This window comes from Occultella kanbiaonis (assembly GCF_009708215.1).
GTDB classification, from domain to species: Bacteria; Actinomycetota; Actinomycetes; order Actinomycetales; family Beutenbergiaceae; genus Occultella; species Occultella kanbiaonis.
In genome coordinates, this window is record NZ_CP046175.1 from 331,933 (window position 1) to 358,623 (window position 26,691).

At 71.6% G+C, this 26,691-nt stretch carries 25 protein-coding genes; 15 read left to right on the forward strand and 10 right to left on the reverse strand.

The features are described from left to right. Positions 1–9: 9 nt before the first annotated feature. From GKS42_RS01430 to GKS42_RS01440, 3 genes are read right to left on the reverse strand one after another with little or no spacing between them, the layout of a single operon-like run. Entirely contained in the window at positions 10–702 is a 693-nt protein-coding gene (locus tag GKS42_RS01430) for a response regulator (protein ID WP_154792226.1), read from the reverse strand. After that, positions 699–1,967 carry a sensor histidine kinase gene (locus GKS42_RS01435; protein WP_154792227.1) on the reverse strand — a complete coding sequence of 423 codons (1,269 nt, stop codon included), beginning with the start codon at positions 1,965–1,967 and terminating at the stop codon, positions 699–701. The genes GKS42_RS01430 and GKS42_RS01435 overlap by 4 nt, the downstream gene beginning before the upstream one ends. 51 nt (positions 1,968–2,018) lie before the next feature. After that, the gene (locus GKS42_RS01440; RefSeq protein ID WP_154792228.1) at positions 2,019–3,494 is read right to left on the reverse strand and encodes a peptide MFS transporter; all 1,476 of its coding nucleotides are present in this window, start codon (positions 3,492–3,494) and stop codon (positions 2,019–2,021) included. 121 nt (positions 3,495–3,615) lie between these two features. On the opposite strand from GKS42_RS01440, the gene GKS42_RS01445 reads away from it, so the two are divergent. After that, positions 3,616–4,578, forward strand: coding sequence for a GAP family protein (locus tag GKS42_RS01445; protein WP_154792229.1), 963 nt, complete (start codon positions 3,616–3,618; stop codon positions 4,576–4,578). A gap of 80 nt (positions 4,579–4,658) precedes the next feature. Next, a complete protein-coding gene (locus GKS42_RS01450) occupies positions 4,659–6,101 on the forward strand; it encodes a VOC family protein (RefSeq protein WP_210769281.1) in 1,443 nt (480 codons plus the stop codon). Positions 6,102–6,177: 76 nt separating this feature from the next. Here GKS42_RS01450 and GKS42_RS01455 read toward each other — a convergent pair whose 3' ends face one another. Then, positions 6,178–6,654 (reverse strand): MarR family winged helix-turn-helix transcriptional regulator, encoded by a 477-nt coding sequence (locus GKS42_RS01455; RefSeq protein ID WP_154792230.1) that lies wholly within the window; start codon positions 6,652–6,654, stop codon positions 6,178–6,180. 74 nt (positions 6,655–6,728) lie between these two features. Between GKS42_RS01455 and GKS42_RS01460 the strand changes: the two genes are divergently transcribed. Beyond that, positions 6,729–7,184: an SgcJ/EcaC family oxidoreductase gene (locus GKS42_RS01460; protein ID WP_154792231.1), complete on the forward strand. Its 456-nt coding sequence runs from the start codon at positions 6,729–6,731 to the stop codon at positions 7,182–7,184. A gap of 65 nt (positions 7,185–7,249) precedes the next feature. Beyond that, positions 7,250–8,806 carry an L-piperidine-6-carboxylate dehydrogenase gene (amaB, locus tag GKS42_RS01465; protein ID WP_154792232.1) on the forward strand — a complete coding sequence of 519 codons (1,557 nt, stop codon included), beginning with the start codon at positions 7,250–7,252 and terminating at the stop codon, positions 8,804–8,806. A 64-nt stretch (positions 8,807–8,870) separates the two neighbouring features. On the opposite strand, the gene GKS42_RS01470 is transcribed toward amaB, so the two are convergent. Continuing rightward, on the reverse strand, positions 8,871–9,344 hold the full coding sequence (locus tag GKS42_RS01470) for a hypothetical protein (protein WP_154792233.1): 474 nt from the start codon (positions 9,342–9,344) through the stop codon (positions 8,871–8,873). A gap of 35 nt (positions 9,345–9,379) precedes the next feature. On the opposite strand from GKS42_RS01470, the gene GKS42_RS01475 reads away from it, so the two are divergent. After that, positions 9,380–10,138, forward strand: coding sequence for a hypothetical protein (locus GKS42_RS01475; RefSeq protein ID WP_154792234.1), 759 nt, complete (start codon positions 9,380–9,382; stop codon positions 10,136–10,138). Positions 10,139–10,165: 27 nt separating this feature from the next. Here the strand turns inward: GKS42_RS01475 and GKS42_RS01480 are convergent, their stop codons facing one another. Beyond that, positions 10,166–11,020 carry a Gfo/Idh/MocA family protein gene (locus tag GKS42_RS01480; RefSeq protein ID WP_168217701.1) on the reverse strand — a complete coding sequence of 285 codons (855 nt, stop codon included), beginning with the start codon at positions 11,018–11,020 and terminating at the stop codon, positions 10,166–10,168. 74 nt (positions 11,021–11,094) lie between these two features. Between GKS42_RS01480 and GKS42_RS01485 the strand changes: the two genes are divergently transcribed. From GKS42_RS01485 to GKS42_RS01500, 4 genes are all read left to right on the forward strand, one after another. Then, positions 11,095–12,135: a Gfo/Idh/MocA family protein gene (locus GKS42_RS01485; RefSeq protein ID WP_232847872.1), complete on the forward strand. Its 1,041-nt coding sequence runs from the start codon at positions 11,095–11,097 to the stop codon at positions 12,133–12,135. Continuing rightward, on the forward strand, positions 12,132–13,127 hold the full coding sequence (locus GKS42_RS01490) for a Gfo/Idh/MocA family protein (RefSeq protein ID WP_154792236.1): 996 nt from the start codon (positions 12,132–12,134) through the stop codon (positions 13,125–13,127). Before GKS42_RS01485 ends, GKS42_RS01490 begins: the two co-directional genes overlap by 4 nt. A 188-nt stretch (positions 13,128–13,315) precedes the next feature. After that, positions 13,316–14,305 carry a LacI family DNA-binding transcriptional regulator gene (locus tag GKS42_RS01495; RefSeq protein ID WP_168217702.1) on the forward strand — a complete coding sequence of 330 codons (990 nt, stop codon included), beginning with the start codon at positions 13,316–13,318 and terminating at the stop codon, positions 14,303–14,305. 149 nt (positions 14,306–14,454) lie between these two features. After that, positions 14,455–15,216, forward strand: coding sequence for a 6-phosphogluconolactonase (locus GKS42_RS01500; RefSeq protein ID WP_154792238.1), 762 nt, complete (start codon positions 14,455–14,457; stop codon positions 15,214–15,216). 304 nt (positions 15,217–15,520) lie between these two features. On the opposite strand, the gene GKS42_RS01505 is transcribed toward GKS42_RS01500, so the two are convergent. Next, complete coding sequence (locus tag GKS42_RS01505; protein WP_154792239.1) at positions 15,521–18,571, reverse strand: choice-of-anchor Q domain-containing protein; 3,051 nt, start codon at positions 18,569–18,571, stop codon at positions 15,521–15,523. Between the two features lie 219 nt (positions 18,572–18,790). Next, complete coding sequence (locus GKS42_RS01510) at positions 18,791–19,150, reverse strand: VOC family protein (RefSeq protein WP_154792240.1); 360 nt, start codon at positions 19,148–19,150, stop codon at positions 18,791–18,793. A 52-nt stretch (positions 19,151–19,202) separates the two neighbouring features. On the opposite strand from GKS42_RS01510, the gene GKS42_RS26165 reads away from it, so the two are divergent. The 3 genes from GKS42_RS26165 (at position 19,203) to GKS42_RS01525 (ending at position 23,309) form a co-directional block, all read left to right on the forward strand. Next, positions 19,203–19,886: a TetR/AcrR family transcriptional regulator gene (locus GKS42_RS26165; protein WP_210769282.1), complete on the forward strand. Its 684-nt coding sequence runs from the start codon at positions 19,203–19,205 to the stop codon at positions 19,884–19,886. 18 nt (positions 19,887–19,904) lie between these two features. Beyond that, complete coding sequence (locus GKS42_RS01520; protein ID WP_154792241.1) at positions 19,905–20,900, forward strand: cation diffusion facilitator family transporter; 996 nt, start codon at positions 19,905–19,907, stop codon at positions 20,898–20,900. 441 nt (positions 20,901–21,341) lie between these two features. Beyond that, positions 21,342–23,309, forward strand: a complete 1,968-nt coding sequence (locus GKS42_RS01525) for a beta-galactosidase (protein WP_154796474.1) — start codon at positions 21,342–21,344, stop codon at positions 23,307–23,309. 56 nt (positions 23,310–23,365) lie between these two features. Here GKS42_RS01525 and GKS42_RS01530 read toward each other — a convergent pair whose 3' ends face one another. After that, positions 23,366–24,283: an NADP-dependent oxidoreductase gene (locus GKS42_RS01530; protein ID WP_154792242.1), complete on the reverse strand. Its 918-nt coding sequence runs from the start codon at positions 24,281–24,283 to the stop codon at positions 23,366–23,368. 174 nt (positions 24,284–24,457) lie between these two features. Between GKS42_RS01530 and msrB the strand changes: the two genes are divergently transcribed. Both msrB and msrA read left to right on the forward strand, forming a co-directional pair. Beyond that, entirely contained in the window at positions 24,458–24,934 is a 477-nt protein-coding gene (gene msrB, locus GKS42_RS01535; RefSeq protein ID WP_154792243.1) for a peptide-methionine (R)-S-oxide reductase MsrB, read from the forward strand. Next, positions 24,931–25,485, forward strand: coding sequence for a peptide-methionine (S)-S-oxide reductase MsrA (gene msrA, locus GKS42_RS01540; protein ID WP_154792244.1), 555 nt, complete (start codon positions 24,931–24,933; stop codon positions 25,483–25,485). The genes msrB and msrA overlap by 4 nt, the downstream gene beginning before the upstream one ends. Before the next feature lie 85 nt (positions 25,486–25,570). Here the strand turns inward: msrA and GKS42_RS01545 are convergent, their stop codons facing one another. After that, entirely contained in the window at positions 25,571–26,065 is a 495-nt protein-coding gene (locus tag GKS42_RS01545; RefSeq protein WP_154792245.1) for a winged helix-turn-helix transcriptional regulator, read from the reverse strand. Positions 26,066–26,170: 105 nt separating this feature from the next. Here GKS42_RS01545 and GKS42_RS01550 point away from each other — a divergent pair, with 105 nt between their 5' ends. Further along, entirely contained in the window at positions 26,171–26,665 is a 495-nt protein-coding gene (locus GKS42_RS01550; RefSeq protein ID WP_154792246.1) for an SRPBCC family protein, read from the forward strand. The last annotated feature ends 26 nt before the right edge of the window (positions 26,666–26,691 follow it).

The window sequence follows — 26,691 nt, forward strand, 5'->3', positions numbered from 1 at the left end:
TCGCCCGCCCTACGCGATGCCCGCCTCGCGCGCGAGGATCGCGGCCTGCACCCGTGAGGAGCAGCCGAGCTTCGCCAGCAGGTGCGAGACGTGCGTCTTCGTGGTCGCCTCGGTGATGTGCAGGCCGGTCGAGATCTGCCCGTTGGACAGGCCCCGCGCCAGGGCCCCGAGCACCTCCAGCTCGCGCGCGGTCAGCCCGGCGCGCTCGACGGTGTCCGCCGCGCCGCCGTCGGCCCCGGCCGGCGTGTGCCCCTGCTCCGGGGACCCCGACCCGCCCGGCCGCGACGTCGCGAAGGCGTCGAGCAGGGTCCGGGTGACCTCCGGCGCGACGACGCCCTCCCCGGCTGCCACCCGCCGCACCGCGTCGAGCAGGGCGGCCGCGCTGGTGGACTTCAGCAGGAAGCCCGCCGCGCCCGCACGCAGTGCCCCGAACACGTACTCGTCCAGATCGAACGTGGTCAGCACGAGCACGTCCGCCAGGCCCTCGCCCACGATCGTCCTGGTCGCCTCGATGCCGTCCATCCGGGGCATCCGGATGTCCATCAGCACCACGTCCGGACGCAGGGTCCGAGCGTTGCGCACGGCGACCTCCCCGTCCGCCGCCTCACCCACCACCTCGACGTCGGGGTCGCCGCCGAGCATCAGCCCCAGGCCGGCGCGGATCGCGGCATGGTCGTCGGCGATCAGGACCCGGATCGTCATGGGTGCTCCCTGCTGGTGTGGTCACCGTTGCGAAGGCCCGACGGCGTCGGCTCGCCCGGCGTGGTCGCGGCGAGCGGGCGGTCGGCCGGCTCGGCCCCCGCGGCAGGCAACCGTGCCTGCACGACCCAGCGTCCGCCGTCGGGCCCGGCCCGGCACGAGCCGCCGACGGCGGTGGCGCGTTCGGCCATGATCTCGAGCCCATAGCCGGGCGCGTCGCCGCGGCGAACCGGCCCGACGGCGTTGCTCACCTCGATCACAAGGGTGCCGTCGTCGTCGGTCAGCCGGGCCTCGACACGACCTGCGCCATGTTTGGTCGCGTTCGTCAGCGCCTCCTGCAGGATCCGGAAGCCGGCCTGATCGAAGGCGGCGGGCAGGCCGTCGGCGCCGAACCGCGCCGGCAGCGTCAGGTCCAGGCCGTGCGCCACGCCGAGCCCGGCGAGCTCGACCGGGTCGCTGAGCCGGGCGGGCGCCAGCTCGGGCTCGTCGCCGGCCCGCAGGAGCGTGATCATCGAGCGCATCTCCGCCAGGGCCGCCACCGACGACCTACGGGCGGCGAGCAGCGCGGCCCGGTCCGCTCCGCCGTCGGGCCTTGCCAGTGCCGCCTCGGTGGTGATCGCGATCGCGGACAGGTTCCCCGAGATCGCGTCATGCAGGTCGCGGGCCATCCGCTCGCGCTCGTCGCGCAGGCGCTCGGCCTGGCGCAGCGCGGTGAGCCCTTCGAGGTCGGCCGCTCGTGCGTGGGCGAGATCGGCCAGATCCTTCTGCGCGCGCACCGAGGTGCCCCACCAGATCGGCGTCGCGTAGAGCGCGAATGACTGCAGCCCGTAGGCGAGCCCCGCCCGGAAGTCACCGCTGGCCAGCCAGACCACGAGGAACGTCACCACGATGACGGCCACGGTGATCGCGAGGATGATCTGGACCGCGCGCTTCGAGGCATACAGGGCGGCGGAATGGAGCAGGTCCCAGAACACGAGGACCACGGCGAGGCTGCCGCCGATCGCGGCGTCGCCGGCCAGGACCACGACGCCGCCCAGCAGCGCGGCGATCGGGTGTCGCCGCTTGACCAGCATGATCGCGGCGCCGATCACGAGCGGGACGAGGTGCCACCAGGGTTCGGGCCGCGCCCATGGCATCGAGTAGAGCCAGCCGGTCAGGTCCGTCGCGAGCAGCAACAGACCGACGACCACCACGCCGATGGCGTCGCTGACGTCCCGACGGCGCGGCGTCGCCCGCAACCAGCGCCAGAGTTCGATCAGGAGTGCCACCCGGCCATCCCAGCACACGCCGGCCGCGCGAGGATCAGTCGAAGGATGGAGCTAGTGGATGCCGGCCATCATCTTGGTGATCCACTTGTTCATCGCCGCCACGATCACCCCGGCCAGGATCGACACGCCACCGAGGACCAGGAAGTACGGGGTCTCGTTGTCCGCGTCGTAGAACGTGGCGAGCGCCCCGGCCGCCGCCGAGCCGACCGCGATCGACATGAAGAACAGCGCGATCATCTGCGTGTGGAACGCGTCGGGCGCCAGCTTCGTGGACAGCGACTGGCCCACCGGCGACAGGCACAGCTCGGCGACCGTGAACAGGAACAGGATCAGCACCAGCCACAGCAGCGGCGTGCTGTTCGGGCCGCCGCCCGCGAACGGGATGAACAGCAGGAACGCGATCCCCATCACGACCGTGCCGATCGCGAACTTCCAGGGCGAGGACGGCTGCCGCGGTCCCATCCGCTGCCACATCGCCGCGAACACGCCCGCGAAGATGATGATGAAGATCGGGTTGATCGACTGGATCCAGCTCGGCGGCATCACCCAGCCGAAGACCTCACGGTTCAGCCGCTCGTCCGAGTACACGGCCACCACGGTGAACTGCTGCTGGAACAGGGACCAGAACGCCGCGCTCGCGACGAACATCGGGATGAAGGAGATCACCCGGCTGCGTTCGACGTCGCTGAGCCGCGACGAGCTCAGAATGATCGCGAACAGGGCGATCGTGGCGGCCAGGGTCACCACGACCACGATCGTGGACAGGTTGCCGGCCGTGATCGCACCGACCAGCGCCAGGATGGCGATGACGACGACCGCGCCGATCGCGATGCCGAGGTACCGGATCCGGCCCCGGCCGTCCAGCGGGTTCGTCACCACCTTGCCCGCGTCACCGATCGTGGACCGGCGCAGCAGCAGGTACTGGATCAGGCCGGCCGCCATGCCGAGCGCGGCGAGCCCGAACCCCCAGTGGAAGCCCTGCATCTTCCAGACGAGCCCGGTCAGCAGCGGCCCGACGAGCGCGCCCAGGTTGACGCCCATGTAGTAGATGGAGAATCCGGCGTCGCGGCGCGTGTCATCCTTGGTGTACATGTCGCCGAGCACCGAGCTGGTGGTCGCTTTCAACGTGCCCGATCCGAGCGCGATGCAGACCAGGCCGATGCCCACGCCGATGAACTCCGGCACCACCGCCAGCGCGATGTGCCCGCACATGATCAGCACGGCGGCGCTGAGCAGGGTGCGTTCGGCGCCGAGGAGCCGGTCCGCGACCCAGGCGCCGAGGATCGAGGAGAGGTAGACGAGGCCGCCGTACGCACCCACGATCGAGGTCGCCTCGGCCTGGGTGAGCCCGAGGCCGCCCTCGGTCGCCGAGTAGTACAGGTAGTAGACGAGGATGCCCTGCATCCCGTAGAAGCTGAACCGCTCCCACATCTCGACGCCGGCCAGGTTCGCCAAGCCCCAGGGGTGTCCGAAGAAGGTACGCGTCGGTGCGGCGGCCGGCTCCGTGGCGGTGTCCCCATGAGTCATCCGTCGAGCGTGGCACTGATGGGGATGGGTCGCACTCCGGGGAATCTCCATCGAAGGGCTGAGGTCACGGACCTGCCTTTGCCCGATGTGGCCGCGCCGGACGGGCGTCAGGGTGATGCCCATGTCACTTTCCCTGCTCGGTCCGCTCGCGGTCCTCGCACTCATCGACTCCACGAGTTTCGGCACCCTGCTCATCCCGATCTGGCTGATGCTCGCGCCAGGCCGGCTGCGTGCGCAGCGGGTGCTCGTGTTCCTCGCGACGGTCGCGGTGTTCTACTTCGGCGTCGGTCTGGCGCTGCTCGCCGGCGCGACCGGGCTCGCCTCGATCATGGAGTCGGACTCGCCGGTGCTGCTGTGGGTGCAGCTGGCCGTCGGGGTGGCGTTGTTCGTGGGCTCGTTCTTCGTCGGGCGCAAGAAGAAGGTGCCCGACGGCGGCGCTGCGGCCGGGGCGGACGGGGTCACCGTGGGTGGTCGGTCGGCAGGTGCCGCCGCGAGCGGCGCCGGTGTGAGTGGCGCCGGTGTGAGCGAGGTCGGCGGGGGCGGTGTCGGCGGAGGTGTGGCGGCCGGTGGCGGGGGAGCCGGCGCGGATGGCAGCGCCCGGCCCGCCGCTGCTGCCTCCGGTGCGACACCGGATGCCGGCACCGCGCGGGCGACCCCGGCACTGACCGGCCGGCTGGCTCGCTGGCGCGAGCGGACCGTGGCCACCGAGGGCGGGGGCGGCTACCTGGCCCTGATGGGGCTCGCGCTCGGCGCCGCGGTGCTCGAGGTCGCGACGATGCTGCCCTACCTCGGCGCGATCGGTCTCATCACCGGGGCCGACCTGGCCGGGCCCGAGCGGGTCCTGGTGCTCGCGGGCTACTGCCTCGTCATGATCGTGCCCGCGCTGGTGCTTCTCGCCGGGCGGGTCCTGGCCCGGCGCGCGGTCGAGCCGGTGCTGCAGCGAATCTCGGACTGGATGGCGAGGTCCGCGGGGGAGACCATGGCCTGGATCATGGGCATCCTCGGCTTCCTGGTCGCCAGGGACGCCGCGTTCCAGCTCGACCTGTTCGCGCTGATCGACGCCTGGTCCGACACCCAGGGCTGAGGTGAACGCCCCACACCAGGGTGTCCGCATGGTGAGATCTCGACTAACCTGGGGGCTGGCGTCGAGGCGAGGAGGCGGGCGTGCCGGAGGTGGTCACCTGGGAGTTGCGGGCGGCGTTCGCACGCAGTCTCTCCGACATGTACGGCCGCGAGGTCCCCGCGTACACGACCCTGCTGGACGTCGCCCATGAGGTGAACTCCGACGTGATGGCGGCCGATCCCGCCGCAGCCCAGCGACTGGGCAGCATCGACCGGGTCACCGCGGAGCGGCACGGCGCGATCCGGCTCGGCACCCCGGCCGAACTCAGCGAGGTGGCGCGGGTGTTCGGCGCCATCGGCATGTACCCGGTCGGCTTCTACGACCTGCGCGACGCCGGGTCCAGCGCCATCCCGGTGGTGTCGACCGCGTTCCGGCCGGTCGACGCCGACGAGCTCGCGCGCAACCCGTTCCGGGTGTTCACCTCCGTGCTGACCCCGGGCGACCGGCGGTTCTTCTCGGCCGACCTGCAGGCCCGGCTCGAGGAGTTCCTGGGCCGTCGGCGCATCTTCTCCCCGGACCTGCTCGCGCTCGCAGACCGTGCCGAGGCGGACGGTGGACTCGACCGCGCGGACGCCGAGGAGTTCGGCCACCTGGCCACCGCGACGTTCGAACTCTCGCCCGAGCCGGTGGACCGCGCCTGGTACACCGAGCTGGAACGGGTCTCGGCCGTCGCCGCGGACATCGGTGGCGTCGCCAGCACCCACATCAACCACCTCACACCGCGGGTGCTCGACATCGACGCCCTCTACGAGCGGATGTCCGCCCGAGGCATCACGATGATCGACGACATCCAGGGGCCGCCTCGGTGGGACGGGCCGGACCTGCTGCTGCGCCAGACCTCGTTCCGGGCGCTCGCGGAGCCGCGCGCGTTCCGGATGCCCGACGGCGAGATCGTCACCGACGCGCTGCGGGTCCGGTTCGGGGAGGTCGAGGCGCGCGGCATCGCGCTCACCCGCGCAGGGCGGGCGCGCTACGACGCTGCGATCGTCGAGGCCCGCGAACGCGCCGAGGCGGGCGGCCAACCCGACGCGGTGGCCGGGGCGCCGAGCGGTGCCGGTTCAGGGGCCGGCGGCTCGGCGGGTGGCGGCGCGGCGGGCGGCGGCTCGGTGGGCGGCGCCACCACCGCGGGCGGCCCCGTGGGCGCCGCGGGTAGCGCCGCGGCCGTCCGACGTCAGGAGATCCTTCGCGAGATCTGGGCGCGCGACTTCCCGCGCACCGAGGCCGAGCTCGACGCCGCGGGCCTCGCCTACTTCACCTACGACGCGACCGGCGCGCGCACCCCGATCGTCTACGAGGACTTCCTACCCGCCTCCGCCGCCGGGATCTTCGCCTCCAACCTCAGCGACCGCGGGGCCAAGGACAGCACCCAGGAGGCTGCGACACTCGACGCGGACTGGCTCGCCGGGGCGCTCGGTCGCGACCTGTACGACCCGTTCGAGCTCTACGCCGCCCAGAGCGCGGCCTCCCGCGCGGCGACCACCTGACCCTCACGCCGACTACGAACGGCGGGCTCCGCCGTCGGGCCCTGAGTTGCCGTCCCGAGCGGCCGAGCCGCCGGAGTCAGCCGGGGCTGGGCGGACCGCCCTGTTCGCGCAGTCGCCCCAACGCGGCCGCGTACGCCTGGGTCGCGGCGTCGAGGTAGCGCTGCAGTCCGGCACGCTCGACCTCGCTCATGGCCGCGATGACCGTTCCGATGGGTTCGCGAACCGCGTCGAGCGTCTCGGTCAGGCGCTCCGGCACCCGGCCGGTGTGCTCGACGAGGACCCGGCGTCGGTCGCCCGGGTCGGCGACCCGCCGGACGAAGCCCGCGTCGACGAGGCGGTCGATCAGACGGGTTGTGGCGCCCGCGCTCAGCCCCAGGCGTCGGGAGAGCTCACCGCTCGTGAGCGGGCCGTCGAGGTCCAGGATGCTGTTCGCCTGGTAGTCGCTGCCGGTAAGACCGATGTCCTCGGCGGCGGCGAGGTGGAACAGCACGAGCGAGGCGAGGTAGCGCCGGTAGGCGGCATCGGGCCTCGGGTCGTAGGCATCGCCCGGCATCGATCCCCTTGTGACGTAGTTGCACCCATGCAATGATTGCTTGTACACAAGTAACGTACCAGAGGAGGCAGGACATGAGCCAGACATGCCACACGAACGCCGAACCGGACCTCGCGGGTCTCGACGAATACTTCGCCGACCTGCGCGAGGCTTGGGCGAGCGGCGACGCCCGGCGCTACGCCGACCTGTTCACGCAGGACGCCACCTATGTGATCTTCGCCGGCATCGCCTCGGTGGGGCGTGATGCGATCGCCAGGGACCACGAGCCCGTACTCACGAAATGGCAGCGCGGCACCAGGATGTCGATGAACGTGCTCGAGCTCCGCCTGTTGGCTCCGGGCGTCGTGAGCGTGCTCACCGAGGGCGGGATCGGAAAGGGGGCTCGCCTGCCGCTCGACAAGCTGCAGACGTTCACCCTCGTGCGCACCGCCGACGGCTGGCGTTGCGCCGCCTTCCAGAACACGAAGCGGAACCGGCTGTTCGTCGCCATGAACGCGCGCGCCATGCGCAAGCTCAAGAGCCGCGGCTAGGGGAGCACCGGACCCGCTTTGCCCACTGCGCTGCCCGGTACCGCCCTGGGGTGCCACACTGCGATATGACCATTAACGCCACCCCGACCGCCGAGCCCGTCGACCTGCCGGACCCGCGCGACCAGGCCCTCGAGGCGCTGCGCCGGCTCGGCGCGCACCTGCCGTCGACGCCCGACGGCGAAGCCTCCTTCACGCCGACGTCACCGGTGTCCGGGCGGGCCCTGTTCTCCCTCCCGGTGACGTCGCCCACGCAGGTGGACGCCGCCGTCGAGGCCGCGCACGAGGCGTTCACGACCTGGCGGATGGTGCCCGCCCCGGCCAGGGGCGCGCTCGTGCACCGGTTCGGTGACCTGCTCCGCGAGCACAAGGCGGACCTGGCCACCCTGGTCACGCTCGAGGCGGGCAAGATCACCGCCGAGGCGCTCGGCGAGGTGCAGGAGATGATCGACATCTGCGACCTCGCCGTCGGGCTGTCCCGCCAGCTCGAGGGTCGCACCATGCCGTCCGAACGGCCCGGCCACCGGCTGATGGAGACCTGGCACCCGCTCGGCGTGGTCGGCATCATCAGCGCGTTCAACTTCCCGGCGGCCGTGTGGGCGTGGAACACGGCGGTGGCGCTCGTGTGCGGGGACCCGGTGGTGTGGAAGCCGTCCGAGACCGCGCCGTTGACGGCGCTCGGGGCGACGGCCCTGCTCCGACGCGCCGCCGCCGAGCACGGCGCGCCGGAGGACCTCGCCACCGTGATCCTCGGCGGGCGCGAGACCGGTGCGGCGCTCGTCGCGCACCCGAGGGTGGCGCTGCTCTCCGCGACCGGGTCGGAGCGGATGGGCACCGAGGTGGCGCCGGTCGTCGCGGCCCGGATGGGACGCACGCTGCTGGAACTCGGCGGCAACAACGCGGCGATCGTGACGCCGTCGGCGGACCTGGACCTGACCGTGCGCGGGGTGGTGTTCTCCGCCGTCGGGACCGCGGGGCAGCGGTGCACGTCGCTGCGGCGGCTGATCGTGCACACGTCGGTCGTCGACGAGGTGCTCGAGCGGCTCGCGAGCGCCTACCGCGGCCTGCCGATCGGGGACCCGCGCGAGGCCGGCACGCTCGTCGGGCCGCTGATCTCGGTGGCCGCGCGGGACCGCATGCTCGCGGCGCTGCAGCGGGCCCGGGCCGAGGGCGGCACGGTCGTCACCGGCGGCGAGGCCCACGACGTCGCGGCCGCACCCGACGCCGCCTTCGTCACTCCGGCCCTGGTGCGGATGCCCGCGCAGTCGGCGATCGTGCACACCGAGACGTTCGCGCCGATCCTGTACGTGCTCACCTACACGGACCTGGACGAGGCCATCGCGATGCACAACGCGGTGCCGCAGGGACTCTCCTCGTCGATCTTCACCCTGGATCAGCGTGAGGCCGAGCGGTTCCTCGGGGCCGACGGTTCGGACTGCGGCATCGCGAACGTCAACATCGGCACCTCCGGCGCGGAGATCGGCGGCGCGTTCGGCGGCGAGAAGAGCACCGGCGGCGGGCGGGAGTCCGGCTCCGACGCCTGGCGGGCCTACATGCGCCGCGCCACGAACACGATCAACTACTCCACCGACCTCCCGCTGGCCCAGGGCATCGACTTCGGGTGACCGGCCGGCGGTGAGCACCGGGGCCGATGCCTACCGCAGGACCTCGGTTACCGCAGCACCTCGGCTACCGCAGCACCTCGACGAGCATCGCCCAGGCGGCGACCATCGACGCGACCACCACCAGCACGACACCGGCCGCGATCCCGAGCAGACCAGCGGCGCGTCCGGTCACGAGCAATCCGGCGCCCACGAGGAACGGTGCGAACTGCGCCACAGCGAGCCCGCCGACCGCGACCAGCACCCACGGGGCCACGCCGCTGCCACGCCGGCGCGCCTCCCGCAGCGCGGTGACGATCGAGGCGACCTGCAGCACGAGCGGCGGGACCAGGGCGATCCACAACTCCACCCCGACGGCCGTCGTCGACTGCTCCGGGATCAGCAGCACCAGGCACGCCACGAGGGCGAGCACCATCGCACCGATCGTGGCGCTCGCACCTCGCGTCGCCACCTTGGAGGCGAGGATGTCCTTGACATTGACGGAGATCGCAACGATCAGCAGGCCGGCCAGGGCGGCCCTGACCGAACCAACGTCTAGCATCGGCTACCGAGGTGAGGGAGCGGCGATGGGCGAGCATGGGTGAGGTCGGTCAGCGGTCCGAGGTGTCCGGTTCGGAGGACCCGGACGAGCGCGTGGAGGTCATCGCGGTCGTCGCCGTGATCTCGATCATCGCGGTCCTCATCGCGGCCGTCCCGCTGCTTCTGCTCGATCCGCAGGGAGCCGACGGCGTCGGGCCGATCGGCGCGATCTTCGGCGTCCCGATGGTGGCGTCGGCCATCGTCATCGAGGTCGTGGTGCGGGCGCATCAGCGCAGCCGGCCGCTGAACCGGCGGATGCTCTGGTGGGTGCTCGGTGTGATGCCGGTGGCCATCGTGGCCTGCGCTATCCCGGCGGTCCTGGACGATCCGGAGTACTTCGCCTACGAGACTCCGCTGGGAGCGGTCGGGACGCTCGCCGGGATGCTCGTCCTGGCCTACGTCGGGATCCTCATGGGTGCCCTGCTGTGGTTCTTCGTGGTGTTCCCGCTCGCGCACCTCGTGATGGCGCTCATCGCCCGGGCACGGGGCGACAAGGAGGGCGGCAGGATCGGGGTCGGTTCCTTCTTCCTGCTGGCATTGGCCGCGGTGATCATCATCGGGGCGCTCTCCCTGGACGGCCTGGCGGCCGGACGCGCGGGCTGGGGCCAGATCATCGCGGCCCTGTTCGGAATCCCGGGTTCCTACGAGGTGGTCTGGCCGGCGGGCCTGTGGATCGTCCGCGGGATCGTGGTCGGGCTGGTGCTGACGTTCGGTGGCTGGCAGGCGATCATGCGGCGCTCGCGACGGCGCCCCTAGCCGACCGGCTCCGGCGGGCTCGGGTGGTCACAGGGCCTCGGCGATGGCGCTGAGCACCACGACCGGGCTGAGCAGGTGTTCGTCGGGAACGGGGGACCGGCCGGTCTCGATCGCGCCGATGAACGCGGCCAGGGCCGGCGCGTTGTAGTCGCCGTCCAACACGAGCTCGCGGGCGACGACGCCGTTGGTCCGCACGGCGGTGGCGTGGAACGGCACCCGGGTGGCATCGCCGGGAACCACGAACGTGAACGTGACCTCGGTCTCGCCGAGGCGCACGACGGCGGTGGTCGTGTCGCCGTGCCGGCGCACCACGGGCGTGACCTCGCCGGGCGCGAGGACCGGATTGCCGAGGATCTCCAGGGCGGCCTCCACGTGGTGGATCCCGTAGAAGGCCAGGCCCGAGTACGGGCTGTCCGGATCGGCCGGCCCCACCACGTGCAGGTGACGCAGCGGGCCGAGCTCGGCGGCGCCGTCGCGCAGCTGCGCAACCTGCGGCACGTAGCGCAGCGCCGAACCGGAGAACACCGGCACCGCGGCGGCACGGGCGGCGGCCAGGATGGCGGCGGCGTCCGACGTGGTGGTGGCGAGCGGCTTGTCGACCAGCACCGGGATGCCGGCCGCCAGGAGCGGCTCGGCCTGCCGGCGGTGCAGCGCGCCGTCGCGGGTGGAGATGATCGCGGCGTCGACCTGCCCGATCAGGTCCTCCGGGGCCTGCACGACGAGGTCGATCCCGCCGCTCGCGGCCAGCGCGGCATTGCGGTCGTTCGGTCCGCCGACCAGCGCCGCTGCGCGATGGCCGGGGTGGCGTTCCTCAGCGTTGAGGAAGCGGATGAAGTGGTCGGTGTGGGAGTTCTCGGTGCCGATGAATCCGATTCTTGTCACGCGACGCATCCTGTCGTGCAATCGGTTGCAAGTCAAGAGTTCGACCCCGTAGGGTGACGGGACACTCTCACGTCGTGGAAGGGATCCAGGTGAGCTCGCCCGAACTCGGTATCGGCATCATCGGGCTTGGCGCGATCGGAGTCACGCACGCGCGGGCGCTTCGTGCGCTGCCCGGCGTGAACCTGGTGGCGTTCAGTGGCGGAAGCTCTCAGCTCGCGGCCGAGAGCGGCTGGCCGGGGGCGGTCCGGCTCGACCCCGACGCGGTGATCGCCCACCCGGAGGTGGCCGCCGTCGCGGTGTGCACCCCCACCGAGTGGCATGCCCAGCTGGCCATCGCCGCCGCGGAGGCCGGCCGGCACGTCCTGGTGGAGAAGCCGATGGCCACCTCGATCGCCGACGCGGAGCGGCTCGCCGCGCTGCAGGCCGAGCGGGGCGTGGTGATCGCCATGGTGGCGCAGCGGCGGTTCGAGGCCGAGTTCGCCCACGTCAAGAGCCTGCTCGACGCCGGCCACCTGGGCCGGGTGCGTCTGGCCACCACCCACGTGCACTGGCACCGCGACGACGACTACTACGCGGCCGCCGGGTGGCGCTCCTCGATGGCCGCGGGCGGCGGTTCGCTGATGAACCAGGGTGTGCACAACGTGGATCTGCTGCGCTGGCTGTGCGGCCCGGTGGCCGACGTGACCGCGCAGTACGGCACGCTCGGGCACGAGATGGACGCCGAGGACACCACGGTGGCCACGCTGCGGTTCACCTCGGGCGCGCTCGGCATGATCAGCACCTCCACGGCCACGCCGCCGGGCTCGCCCGCGACGCTCACGCTGCACACGTCCCTTGGCGTCGTCGAGCTCGGGCAGGGCGAGGTGATCCGCTGGGACCTGCCGGGGGTGCCGCCGCCCTCCGCCGACGACACGGTGATCAGCGGGGCATCGGACCCGGCCGCGATCGGGATCGCCGGGCACGTCGCGATGTGGCGCGAGGTCCTCGAGGCGGTCGCGGGTGGACGCCGGTCCGCGGCCGACGCCACCGACGCCGTGGAGACCGTCCGGCTGCTCTGCGGTATCTACGAGGCGGCCCGGACCGGGCGCCAGGTACGACTGGAGGACCTCTCGTGACCCGTGTGGCCATCCTCGGGGCGGCGCACCCGCACGTGAGCTACGTCCTGGACGAGGTGGCCCAGCGGCCCTCGTGCGAGCTGGTGGCGATCGCGGAGCCGGATCCGGCGATGCGCTCCGCGCACCTGGCCGGTGCGCCCGACGTGCCCAGTTACGCCGACCCCGGCGAGCTGCTCACCGAGCACGACGTCGACGTGGCCCTCGTTGCCGGTGTGTACGGCGAGCGGGCGGCGGCGGTGCTGGCCGCTCTCGAGGCAGGTGCGCACGTTCTCGCGGACAAGCCGCTGTGCACGTCGCTGCCACAGCTCGACGAGATCGAGCGGGCGGCCGAACGGGCGGACAGACACGTCTCGGTGGTGTTCGAGAAGCGGTTCTACCCGCCCACCTCCGCCGTCCGCCGGCTGCTCGCGGACGGCGTGCTGGGGGAGCTCGCCCTGATCGCGAGCACCGGCCCGCACAAGCTCAACCTGCCGACCCGCCCGGCCTGGTTCCTGAGCCGAGCCGGCTACGGCGGGATCGTGGCCGACCTGCCGGTCCACGACATCGATCTCGTGCTGGCCCTGACCGGTGCGACGTCGGGCTCGGTGGCGGCCCTGACCGGGAACGCGCGGCCTGGCGACCACCCGGAGTTCGACGACCATGTGGCCGTGCTGCTCCGCGCCGGATCGGTGACCGCGACGATCGAGGCGAACTGGCTCTCCCCCCAGGCCGCGGACGTGCACGGGCACTACCGGATGCGCCTGACCGGTTCGGAGGGCACGGCCGAGCTGGACTGGGCGTACAACACGCTCACGGTCGCCACCCACGACCGGGCCCCGTGGGTCGAGACGCTGCCGCCGCCTCGGCGCCCGGCCGCGTACTTCTTCGACGCGGTCGACGCCGGACGCGAGCCCGAGATCACCACGGCAGCCAGTCTGCTCGCGACCCGTGTCGCGCTGCTCGCGCAGGAGAGCGCGGACACCGGCGGTGGCGCCCGGAGCTTCGGGGTCTGACGGGTGCGTGGCTCGAGGAGGCGCGCGATCCGACGACGCCGGTGCGCATCGTGCGTCATGATGGGGTTCCTCGCCGTCATTCCACCCGGCGCGCCTGGAACAGGGCGGCGGGATACGCCTGGGGATGGTCGTGGCGGGTTGGGGCATCGGTCCGCGCGGCCGCGGACGACGAACGGCCGGAGGGACTCGTGAAGGCTGCCACCATCTACTCGATCGCGGCCGAGCTCGGCATCTCCGGCTCCACGGTCTCCCGCGCGTTCTCCCGTCCCGACCTGGTCAAGGACGATGTCCGGGAACGGATCCTCGCCACTGCCGCGGCCCGCGGCTACGCCCCCAACCGGGCGGCGCGTGGGCTCGCCACCGGCCGAACCGGACTGATCGGGCTCGTGGTCGTGGACATCACCAACCCGTTCTTCCCGCCGCTCGTCGGGTCCATAGAGCGCGCCGCAGCGGGGATCGAGGCCTCGGTGCTGCTCGTGGATGCCGCGGCGCACGCCCCGGCCGAGCCGGGCCTCGTGCAGCGACTCAGTTCGCAGGTGGACGGCCTGATCGTCGCGTCCTCGCGGCTGCCCACGGCCGACCTCAAGGTTGCGATCGGCGCCACCACCCCCGCGGTTTTGGTGAACCGTGCCGCGGCCGGGCTGGCCTCCGTGGTCTGTGACAACTCCGAGGCATTGCGGGGCGCCGCCGATCACCTCGTCGAACTGGGGCACCGGCGCCTGGTCGTACTCCGCGGGCCGGCCGCGTCCTGGGCGGCGCAGCGGCGAACGGCGGCGATCCGGACGTGGGCGCGATCTGCGCCATCCGACGTGAAGGTGATCGAGCTCGGACCGTTCGACGCGGTGTTCGAGTCCGGTCGTGACGCGGTCCCGGACATCCTCGAGTCGGGTGCGACGGGCATCCTCGCCTTCGACGACCTCATGGCCTGCGGCGTGATCGCCGGTCTCGCCGAGCGGGGCGTCCGGGTCCCGGCGGACTGCAGCATCGTGGGGTGCGACGACGTCCTCCTGGCTCGAATGCTCACCCCACCGCTGACGACCGTCACGGCACCGTTCGAGGAGCTCGGCCGACACGCGGTCGAGCTCCTGAGTGAGGTGATCGCCGGCGCTCCACGACCCGCGAACGTCAAGCTCTCCGGATCACTGACCATCCGTGGGACGACGGCCCCGGTGCGCTGAGCAGACCCGCCGTCGCGTCCCCCCGGTCGAGTGGTCGCAGGCCCGGTCGAAGACAGCGCGACGGGGTCTGCGGTCTCGAGGATTGACCCTGACCGACGTCCTCGCTATAGTCGCTGCAACCGATTGCAAGCAGAGCAGGGTGAGTGGTCATGACGGAGACCGGTGTGCAGCAGTCCAGGATTCGGGTCGGGTCCACGGTGGATGAGGTCGCGATCGTTGCCGCCCGGGTGGTGGCGGACGCGATCATCGCAGGGATCGAGGCTCGGGGCACCGCCCACGTGCTCTTCGCGAGCGCGCCGTCCCAGGAGGCGATGCTCGCGCACCTGGCACAGGATCCGCGCGTCGACTGGTCCGCCGTCCGGTCCCTGCACATGGACGAATATGTCGGCCTCTCACCCGACGCGCCGCAGTCGTTCGGCCGGTGGCTCCAGGACCGCCTGCCCGACGCAGCGCTTGCCGGGTTCTCGCGCCTGCGCACCGACGGTGACGTGGATGCGGAGGTCGCCAGGTATGAGGCACTGCTCGCGGGCGCCCGGCTCGACGTCACGTGCCTCGGGGTCGGCGTCAACGGCCACGTCGCGTTCAACGAGCCAGACGCCGCCGCGTTCGACGATCCGGACGCCCTGCGCCTGGTGGACCTGGACATCGCCTCGCGGCAACAACAGGTCGACGAAGGACTGTTCGCGGACCTTGCGGCGGTCCCTTCGTCCGCGGTGACCCTGACCGTTCCGGTCCTGATGAGCGCACGCACGATGGTCTCGACCGTGCTCGGGCCGCACAAGGCCGCCGCCGTCGCGCGAGCCCTGCAGGGGCCGGTGAGTGTCGGCTGTCCGGCCAGCGCCATGCAGGCGCATCCGGACGCCCACTGGTTCCTTGACGGCCCGGCCGCGTCCCTACTGTCCGACGCGTAGTTGATCGATCGCCTTACGGGTTGCTGGCGAGGGTGGCCCGCGCACCTGAGCGCCGCGATCGGCCTCAGCCTACGTGGCGCTCCAGGCCACGGGTCATCCGTTCGTGTGCCGTGGCGAGGTCGCCCAGGAGAGGCATCCTGCAAGCTGTCCGGGGTCCGCTGATCGCGCCGTGCTGCCCATAGCGCTCCTGCTCACGGTCGCGTCGGCGCACCTGGAGGCCCGATGTCGCTCATCCGCGATGAGCGACATCGCGAGGGCAACCCAGATCCCGTGGTGGCGAGCCCAGGGCCCCGATCGACGTTCGTCAGGAGCCCGATCGCTGATGCTGTTGGCGTCGGCGGATGAGCAGCGCGGCGGTTCCGAGGAGCAGCATCGCCATGCTGGCAACCACGGCGGGCAGCGCATCCGATCCGGTGTCCGGCAGGCTCTGTCCGGCACCGCTCGGCGGTGCGCCGCCGTCGGTCGGCTGGACGCTGGTGTCGCTGCTGCTCGGCGGGTCCGTCGGTGCGGTGGCCGGCGGGTCCGTCGGCGCCGTGGTGGGCGGAGTCGTCGGCGCGGTGGGCGCGGCCGCCACACTGATCGTGAACACCTTGGTGATGGGGTCGCCCACGAACACGGTGAACGTCACGTCGCCGGCGACCTCGGGCGTGCCCGAGATCTCACCTGTCTCGGTGTCGAGCTCCAGACCGGCCGGAAGGTCTCCGTCGAACACGCCCCAGGTGTAGGGACCGCCGTTGCCGCCGGTCGCCTCGAGCGTGACCGCGTACTCCTCGCCGACTTCTGCGTCCGGCAGCGAGTCGGTCACGATCACCAGCGGGTCGAGCACGGTCAGGGTGCCGTTGACGTACACGAACGTGTAGAAGTCGTCCGCGCCGCCGCTGCAGAACGTGGTGCCCGCCGCGATGTCGTAGCCGCATGTGGGCAGCGTGTCCAGGTCGTCGACGGTGTCACCGGCGAGGAAGCCGGTGTAGTCGGCGCTCACCTCAGGCTCGAACGCGCCCTCGTAGGTGGTCGCGTCGCTCGCGGTCACGGTGACCACCCCTCCGGAGCGTTCGACCGCGCCGGCGTCACATGCGTCACCCACGAGCCGCGGGAATCCCTCGCCGCGCTGATCGAACTGGCCGGGGCACACGTCGATCGTGGCCTCGCCCCACGGCATCGAGGTGCCGGTGGAAACCAGGTTCACCGCCGGGCTCGTCGGTGCCGGGAGCGCGGTGCGCGTCGGGCCGCCGTTGTCGCCAAGGGCGTCGAGCAGCGGGTCCGCGACCGTGGTGCCGGCGTCGAGCGCGCAGGTGTCATCGGAGGCCAGGTTGAAGCCGGCGTCGGTCAGGCTGGACGTCTCACCGGTACAGGCGGGTACGCCGTCGGGGCTGCCCACGATCGACCCGATCACGGTCACCCCGGCGTCCTCACCGAGGGCGAGTGCGCCCTCGGCATTCTGCGCGACCGTGCTGCCGGCGAGGAGCAGCGTCTCCAGGGGGTACTCGTCCGACAGCTCGCCGATCCCCCGGCCGATGCCCGCGCCGCCGTTGCCGGCGACGGTGCTCGCCTGGATGAGGCCGCCGGCCCGATAGCTCAACAGGAGGCCGTTGGACTCGTTGCCGGAGACCTCGGTACGGACCAGCTGGACGTCCCCGGGCCAGAGGGCGCCGGACTCGGTCGCAAGGATGCCGTGGCCGGTGATCGGCACCCCGGCGGGATTGTCGAAGGGCGTCCTCACGCTGTCCCTGATCGTGCTGTCCGTGAGGGAGAGCGCACCGCCCTGCACCATGGCGCCCACGGAGTTACCGGCGATCGTCAGATCGCTCCCGGTCACGGTCGCAGCGAACCGGATGGCGATGCCCCCGAAGCCGAAGGCTGCGCCACCGTTCTCGAGACCGTTCCCGGTGATCGACGTGCCCGTCACGTCCACCGTGGTCCTCAGCGTCGCGTAGGGCTCCTCAGCCGCGAAGATCCCGGCCCAGTCGTTGTCGGACACCTCGCCGCCGGTCACCGTGACGTCGGCAGCCGTCACGTACATCCCGATCAGGTTGGCGCTGATCTCGGTGTTGGTCACGACGGCATCCACGGGACCCCCGATGAACACGCCTGCCGGGACGATCGAGCCCGGCGCGCCGACGTCGACGGGGGTGTTGCCCGTCACGACGCTGTCGGTGAGCTCCAAGCTCGCTCCGGCTTCCCCGGCCGTGGAGAAGATCCCGGCGAGGTTGTCGGCGATGGTGCTGTCGCTGATCTGCGTCTGGGCGCCCTCCAGGGTGAGCCCGACCCCGTTGCCCGAGACCTCGGTCCCGATGAGCGAGACGGTGAGCGGGATGGGATCGCCGCCTGCTGACTCACCTGCCCGGCCGAAGATCCCCTGACCCGACTCCTCGCCGAGGTTGCCCGTCACCGCGCTGTTCGTCAGCATGACGGTGCCGCCCTCGGGCAGCATCACACCGTTGTCGTTGCCCGAGATCGTGACGTCCTCGCCCAGGAACGTGCCGCCCTCGTAGAGCAGCACCCCACCACGAAACGTCCCGCCCTCGGGCGCACCGCTGTCGGTGATCGACGTCCCGGTCACATCGAACACCGCACCGCTGGTGTGGCCGGTGAGTCCGGCACCGAGGCTGGCGGACACCGATCCGCCGGTGATCGTCGCCTCGCCCGCCAGCAGAGCGACCGCCGTGCCGGTGGCGGCAATGGTGGATCCGCTGATCGACACGGTGGTCGGCACCGGGTCCCCGGGCTCTGTCGAGAGGCCGCCGGCCGTGACGCCGTTGAAGGTACCGCTGATGGCTGCGTCCTCGATGGTGACCGTGCTGCCACCCTCCGTCAGCACGCCCACGGTGGCGCCGGTCAGGCCCGACGGCCCGGCGCTGATGACGATGCCCGAGAGCGTCGCGGTCCGGTCCCCGGCGAGATGGATCACCGGCTTGACCGCGCCGCCGGCGTTCTCGGCGAGGAAGGTCATGTCGGCGATCGTCACGGCGCCGTCGGCATCGACGAGCACGGTTGCCGTGTCGTCGACGGCGGGGTTGGTCAGGACCACGTCGCCCGCGCCGGCGCCCTGCAGCGTGACCGGTGTGGTGACCGTCAGCGCCTCCGCGTAACTGCCGGCCGCGATCTCCACGACGTCATCGGTGGTGACCCGCGCCAGCGCCGCGCCGATCGTCGCGCACGCGCCCGCGCCCGCAGTCTCGCCACAGTCCGGCGCGTCGGCTCCGGCGCCCTGGTCGACGTACCAGGTGAGGCCTGCGGCTACCGCAGGCAAGGCCCCCGACAGCGACAGGGCCGCCGCGGCCACCGCCGCCGAGCCGAACGCCACGAGGCGCCGGCGCGGGGGGAGTCGATGGTTGCCCATCCGGTCGTCGAGCATGGCTGTCCGGCTACCGGCGCCGCCCATCGCAGTCCCCCTGCTTTGTTGTGTATTCAAGAATCGCTGTGACACTAGCGCTCATTCCGTGATGCGGGAACCCCCAATCTGTTCGATTCGATTCGAATCCGTGACTATCCGTTCCAGTTGCTCGACGTGGTTGCCACTCAAGGTTGGCTCGGTCGGGTGAAAGCGGGTCGGATCCCGCTCCACGCGCCCGGCTCAGGCCTCGGGAGCCTCCTCGGTGGAGTGGTAGATCCGGAACACATTGCCGTCCGGATCCTTGAAAGCCGCGTACCGGATCGGTGGCAGGTCCACCGGCTCGGTGAGGAAGTCCACGGAGTCCTTCTTCTCGGCGAAGTACGCGTCCACGTCGGCGACCTCGTAGAAGCCGGACTGGCCGTGCGGGTCGTCGGTGGGGATGTCGAGCATCAACTCGATCTCGGAGTCCGGGATCTTGAAGGCGGCGGTGGTGTCACCCATCCGCCACGCCTCGTCCCACCCGAGGGTGTCCCGGTAGAAGGTGACCGCGCGATCGAGATCGGCCACGGGTTGGTAGATCATCGTGAGTTTGAGTGCCATGTCAGAACCGTAAATGGATTACGTTGGGCCGTCAATGGTTTATGGTGTCGGGATGACGGATTGGATCCCGCTCCCGGGCAGCGCGAAGGCGCGACTGCTGGACGCGGCGATCGACCACCTCCAGCGTCAGGGGTACGAGGCGCTGAGCGTCCAGGCGGTCGCCCGCGCCGCGGGCGTGACCACCGGTTCGCTCTATCACCACTTCGGCAACAAGCTCGGCCTGTTCACGGTGGTCCGCGACGAGATGGACAAGCGCATGGTCGAGCGGATCGAGAGTGCTCTCGACGCGCTCGCGGCGGCCGGTGGCGCAGAAGGCAAGGACCCCGACGGCGAGGGCCGGGCCGGTCCGGACGGTGCGCCACGGGGCGGCGGCCGGGTCGGCAGGAACAGCGGGCCCGGCGGTGGTCCGGCGGACGTGAACGGCATACCCGACGGCGTGGCGCCGGCGGGCGGTGGTGGTGCGGCCGTCGCGGTGGACCGTGCCGCGCTCGCGGCCGCGCTCGAGGTCGCGTTCGACGCTGCGGTGCGGTTCGGCGTCACCAGGGTGCTGTCGGAGCCACGGCCCGACGGCGGCGCCGACGTCATCGCTGCCGCGCTCGTTCGCGCGGTGCCGGGCGGGGCGGCCGCGCCGGCCGCGATCCTCGCGGCGGCGTGGCGGCAGGCGCTGCGGTCGGTCGCCGACGGTGGGGATCCGGACGAGGTCCGGTCCGGTCTACGGTGGCTGCTCGCCGCCTGAGGTGCCAGTGTTGCCGATGTGAGCGAGCGGCGGCAGCGGGTGAGCGCGACGGTCCTCATCGCCTTCGGGGCGAACCTGTTGATCGCGGTCGCGAAGTCGGTGGCGGGGGCGATCACGGGATCGGCGTCGATGGTGGCCGAGGCGGCGCACTCCTGGGCGGACACCGGGAACGAGATCTTCCTGATGATCGCCGAGCGTCGTGCCCGCCGTCCGCAGGATGTCGCTCACCCGCTCGGGTACGGCCGCGAGGCCTATGTCTGGTCCATGTTCGCCGCGCTCGGACTGTTCGTCGCCGGTTCCGCCGTCTCGATCATGCATGGCATCCAGAGCCTCGTCGACCCCGAGCCCGCCTCGAACTTCGGCGTCGCCTACGTGGTGTTCGCGATCGCTCTCGTGCTCGAGGGCACCTCGTTCCTGCAGGCATACCGCCAGGTGAACCGAGCGGCGAAGGAGAGCGGTCGGGACCTGTTCGAGCAGGCGATCGAGACCTCCGACCCGACCCTGCGTGCGGTCTTCGCCGAGGACCTCGCGGCGGTCGTGGGCATCCTGATCGCGTTCGGTGGGGTGCTGGCGCACCAACTCACCGGCTCGCCGATCCCGGACGCGGTCGGCTCGATCCTGGTCGGGATCCTGCTCGGTGTGGTCGCGATCGTCCTGGTGGACCGGAACCGGCGCTTCCTGGTGGGGGTGGAAGTGCCGGCTGCGGCGCGTGCCCGTGTGCTGGAGAGCCTCACCTCCGTGCCGGAGATCAGCCGTGTCACGCAGCTGCACGTCGAGTTCGTCGGGCCGCGGCAGGTGTACCTGGTCGCCGCGGTGGACCTGCTCGGCGACGACACGGAGTCGCACCTCGGAAGCCGCCTGCGGGCACTGGAACACAGGATCGAGGCGAGTCCCGGCGTGGTGCAGGCCGTCCTGACGATCGCCGAGCCGTCCGCGCCCGACCTCAGGCCCGAGCACGCGCCGGGCCGGCCCAGGAACGAGCGCCGGACGGAGCCCGAGGTCGGTGCCGCCTGATTAGGTTCCGCGCGAGCGGTTGAATACGCTTCCCGCATGTCAGTCGACCCCGCTGCCAGCACACCGGACTCGAGCGCGGTCGACGGCCGCGAGCAGGAGTCGCGTGCGGACGCGCCCACAGCACCTCAGGCGGCGGACGCCTCCGCGCAAGCGCGGGTCGACGCACCCCTGGCCGATGCCGGCCCGGACCAGGTGGTGGACCCGCTCGCCGCAGGTGAGGCGGCCGATGCTGGGAGCGAGGCGCCCCTGGCGGACGGCGACGCACCCGCCGACGGCGGGGAGACCGACGCGGGATCGGACGCACAGAGCGAGGGTGACGCGACCGACGAGGCGGCCTCCGCCGTCGGGACCGAGGACGGGACTGTCGAGCCGGAGCCGGAGCCGGAGCCGGAGCCGGAACCGGAAGCGACGCCGGACGCCTGGCCGATCGCGCTGACCGGCATGGGGTTCGGCGGCGACTACAACCCGGAGCAGTGGCCGATGGCCACCCGTCTCGAGGACATCCAGTTGATGCGCGAGTCCGGGGTGAACATCGTCAGCCTGGCGATCTTCTCCTGGGCCACCATCGAGCCGCGCGAGGGCAAGTACGACTGGGCCTGGCTGGACAACATGATGGACCGGCTCTCGGCCGCCGGGATCCGGGTCGCGCTGGCGACCGCGACCGCGTCGCCGCCGCCGTGGCTGACCGTCGCGCACCCGGAGATCCTGCCCGTGCTCGCAGACGGCACGGTCCTCGGCCAGGGCGGGCGGCAGTCCTACGCGATCTCCTCGAAGGTCTACCGCGACTACGCGGTGAAGATGGCCTCCGCCGTCGCCGAGCGCTATGCGGGGCACCCGGCGCTGGCGCTGTGGCACGTCGACAACGAGATCGGGTGCCACGTCCCGCACGACTACTCCGAGTCGGCCGAGAAGGCCTTCCGGGCCTGGCTGATCAAGCGCTACAAGTCGATCAACTCCCTCAACGACGCCTGGGGCACCGCGTTCTGGTCGCAGAAGTACAACTCGTTCAAGGACATCCTGCCGCCGCGGTCCGCGCCCACCTACGCGAACCCGACCCAGCAGCTGGACTTCGCGCGGTACTCCTCGGACACCCTGCTCAGCTACTACACGCTGCTTCGGAACGCGATCCGCAAGATCACCCCGGGCGTGCCGATCACCACGAACTTCATGGTGGGGCCGGGCACCAAGTGGATGGACTACTACCGCTGGGGCGACGAGGTGGACGTGGTCGCGACCGACCACTACACCGTCTCCGCCGACGCCGAGCGGGAGGTCGAGCTCGCGCTCGCCGCGGACATGACGCGAGGCACCGCCAAGGGCAGGCCGTGGATCCTCATGGAGCACTCCACCGGCGCCGTGAACTGGCAGCCGCGCAACCGGGCCAAGGGGCCGGGGGAGATGCTGCGGAACTCGCTGCAACACGTCGCCCGCGGGGCGGACTCGGTGATGTTCTTCCAGTGGCGCCAGTCCAAGGCCGGCGCGGAGAAGTTCCACTCATCGCTGGTGCCGCACGCCGGCCGGAACTCGCAGATCTGGTCCGACTCGGTGCGTCTGGGCGAGACGCTGCGGGCCATCGCGCCGGTGCGCGGCTCACGGGTGCAGGCGCGCGCGGCGATCGTGTTCGACTACGTGAACTGGTGGGCCGTCGAGCTGGACTCGCACCCGAGCGAGGACGTCACGGCGTTCGACCGGCTGCGCGCGCTCTATCGCGAGCTCTGGCGCCGCGGCGTGACCGTGGACGTCGTGAACCCGACCGCCGACCTGTCCGGTTACGACCTCGTCCTGGTGCCGACGCTCTACCTGGTCACCGACGAGGGCGCCGCGAACATCGCCGATGCCGCCGAGCGCGGCGCAAGCGTGCTGATCACGTACTTCTCCGGGATCGTCAACGAGAACGACCACATCCGCCTCGGCGGCTACCCCGGTGCCTTCCGGGACCTGCTCGGTGTCAACACCGACGAGTTCTTCCCGCTGCTCGCGGGCGAGCGCGTCGCGCTCGACGACGGGTCGACGGCGGACGTCTGGACCGAGCGGGTCCGCGTCACCTCCGCCGAGGTGCTCCGGTCGTTCGTGGACGGCCCGCTGCCGGGTGGGCCGGCGGTCACCCGCAACGTCGTCGGCGACGGCGCCGCCTGGTACGCCGCGACCCGTCAGGACGAGGCCGGGGTGGCGTGGCTCGTGGGCGAACTGCTCGCCGAGTCCGGCGTGGCTCCCGCGGCCGCCGCGGCGCCGGGTGTCGAGGTCGTCCGGCGGACCGACTCCGACGGCGTGAGCTACCTGTTTCTGCTCAACCACACCGACGCCGACGTGAGCGTCCCCGCGAACGGGACCGACCTGGTCAGCGGAACCGTGCACACCGGTGACGTGACCGTGCCCGGCTGGGGCTACGCCGTCGTGCGGGAGGCCTGAGCAGCGGAGGACTGGACCGCGCGGCGCCGCTCGTACGGTGGGGCGGCTCCGCGCCGCTAGGCGCGAACTCGGATGATGGTCCTTCCCCGGACCCGCTCGGTCGGGTTGAACGCGGCGACAGCGAGGTCGAGGCTCGCGGTGTTGCCGATGTTCGGCCGCAGCCGGCCGTCCCGGACCCGCTGGACGATCTCACCCAGTTGCGCGCGGTCGGCCTCGACGACGAAGTCCACCGCGAGCCCGGCTGCCGGGCCCGCCTCGGGTGGGCCGGCAATGGTCACGAGTGTTCCTCCGGGGCGAACCAGCCGTGCGGACCGCGTTCCGACGTCGCCGCCGATGACGTCGAAGACCAGGTCGACGCCGCCGACGTCCTCCAGCGAGTCGTTGTCGAGGTCGACGAACTCCTGCGCGCCGAGGTCGAGCGCCGCCTGCCGGTCGGCGGCGCGCCCGGTGCCGATCACGTACGCGCCCGCCTCCCGGGCGAGCTGGGTCACCATCGAGCCGACCCCGCCGGCTGCGCCGTGGGCCAGGACGGCCTGCCCCACCTGGAGGCGGCCGTGCACGAAAAGTCCCTGCCAGGCCGTCAGGCCGGAGACCGGCAGGCTCGCGCCGATCGTGAAGTCGACGTCGCCCGGCAGCGGCGCGAGGTTGCGTGCCTCGACGGCCACGTACTCCGCCAGGGTGCCGTCGCGGGTCCAGTCCGCGAGCCCGAACACCCGCTGACCCACGGTCAGCCCTCTCGTGCCGTAGCCGAGCGCACTGACCACCCCGGCCAGCTCATGGCCGGGGATCGACGGTGTCCGGTCCCGGCCGAGGCGATCGGTCCAGGTACCCGGCCACGTCAGCTCGCCTGGCGTGAATCCCGAGGCGTGGACCTCCACGACGACATCGTTGCTCGCCGCTTCGGGGTCGGGCCGCTCCGCCACCATCATCCCGGCCGTGCCCGCGGACTGATCCGTCACCACGATGGCCTTCATCACGTACCTCCATGTCCTGTCCTCATCGCCACCGTAGTTCCACTCGGTCAGCGGCGGCGAGATCCGATCTGCCACCACGATCGGATCGGGTTCGCAGAGCCCGGGACCAAATCGACGCGCTGCGTTGTTCTGGTCTGTGACGCCGTAGCCAGCGACGTCAGAAGAGGAGAGATCGTGCCACACGACTATCGCAAGACCCCCGAGGCGCTGAGCCGCCTGACCCGCAGCCAGTTCAAGGTGACGCAGAAGAACGGCACCGAGCCGGCGTTCCGCAACGAGTACTGGAACAACCACGAGCCCGGGATCTATGTGGACGTGGTCTCCGGCGAACCCCTGTTCTCGTCGACCGACAAGTTCGACAGCGGCAGCGGGTGGCCGAGCTTCACGAGGCCGATCGGGGCGGAGGCCGTTCGCTCGGAGACCGACACGACGTTCGGAATGGTCCGCACGGAGGTGCGCTCCTCGGGCGCCGACAGCCACCTCGGGCACCTGTTCGATGACGGTCCCCCCGCCGCCGGCGGGCAGCGGTACTGCATGAACTCGGCCGCGCTGAGATTCGTCCCGGTCGCCGAGCTCGACGCGCAGGGTTACGGCGAGTACCGCTCGCTGTTCGAGACCGACACCACCAGCAGCCAGGAGAACGCATCATGACCAGCGGAATCAACGACACCGGAGCGATCACCCGTGAGCCGGGAGCCGAGACCGCCGTCCTCGCCGGCGGTTGCTTCTGGGGCATGGAGGACCTGATCCGACGCCAGCCCGGAGTCCTGGGAACCCGCGTCGGGTACACCGGCGGGGAGAACGACCACGCCACGTACCGCAACCACCCCGGGCACGCGGAAGCGGTCGAGATCGTCTTCGACCCGGCGCAGACCACCTACCGGGACATCCTCGCGTTCTTCTTCCAGATCCACGACCCGTCGACCCTGGACCGCCAGGGCAACGACATCGGCGCGAGCTACCGTTCGGCGATCTTCCCGGTCACGCCGGAACAGGACAGCGTCGCTCGCGACACGATCGCGGACGTCGATGCATCACGCCTGTGGCCGGGCAAGGCCGTCACCACGATCGAAGCGGCGGGACCGTTCTGGGAGGCCGAGCCCGAACATCAGGATTACCTGATCACCTACCCGAACGGTTACACCTGCCACTTCCCGCGTGCGGGCTGGGTGCTGCCCAAGCGCACCCCCACGACCGCCTGAGCCCCGTGCTGGCGTGGGCGCGTCCATCGTTCCTCACGATGGGCGTGCCCACGTCGCACCCACGAGTGGTGACCCGGCGGCCCGGCTAGTTCGCCGCCAGTCGCCGGCGGATGACGGCGGCGCGTTCCTCCGGCATGCCCGGGCCGGGGTGGGCCTCGACCTGGGTGGGGTCGGCGAGCGCGCCGCAGGTCGTGCAGGTGAGCTGCGGCGCGACCGTGCCGCCGCACCCGGTGTGGTGGTAGATGATCGGCGGGCCGTCCGGGGCCGCCCAACGGTCGCCCCAGGCGGTCAGGGCGACGAGCGCGGGCACGAGGTCGTGGCCCTTCCGGGTGAGCACGTACTCGGCGGTGCTCGGCTGCTCGCGGGTCGGGCGGCGCTCCATGAGGCCGGCCTCGACGAAGCCGTCGAGGCGTGACTGCAGCACGTTCGTCGCGATGCCGAGGCTGCGGCGGAACTGGCCGAACCGGGTCATGCCCGCGAAGGCGGCGTTGCGGATGATCAGCAGGCTCCACCGCTCCCCGACCAGCTCGAGGGTCCGGGAGATCGAGCACACCTGGGAGTCGTAGGAGTTGCCGAGCATGGACAGGATTCTAACCAAGGGCTTGCGTGATGCAACCACGCGGGTCTACCGTCGATTGCGTGATGCAAGCGCATCGGGCGCGGGCGTCGACCAACGGAGGTAACGATGACCGAGCAGGACTACACGACGACCATCGCCGTCGCACGCGCAGCCGAGGACGTGTTCGCCGACATCAGCGACGTGGGCGCCTGGTGGGGCGCGATCGAGGGACGAGCCGACGCCGTCGGCGCCGAGTTCGTCTACGAAGTCCCTGACATCCACTACTCGAAGTTCCGCGTCACCGAACTGGTGCCGGGTGAGAGGATCGTCTGGCGGGTGCTGGACAGCCGGCTGACCTTCGTCGCGGACGAGCGGGAGTGGGACGGCACCGAGGTCCACTTCGACCTGACCGCCCGCGGTGATGGCACGGACGTGACGTTCACCCACGTCGGCCTGCACCCCGGCGAGGAGTGCTACGACGTCTGCTCCACGGCGTGGCGGCACTTCATCGAGCGGAGCCTTCGCGCCCTGCTCGTCACCGGGACCGGGATGCCCGGCACGAACCCCGATGGCGAGCCGGAGGCGCACGAGGAGTGGCTGGATCGGTTCCGGGCCGGGTGACCGGGACGCGTGCCGGGCCTCTGGGG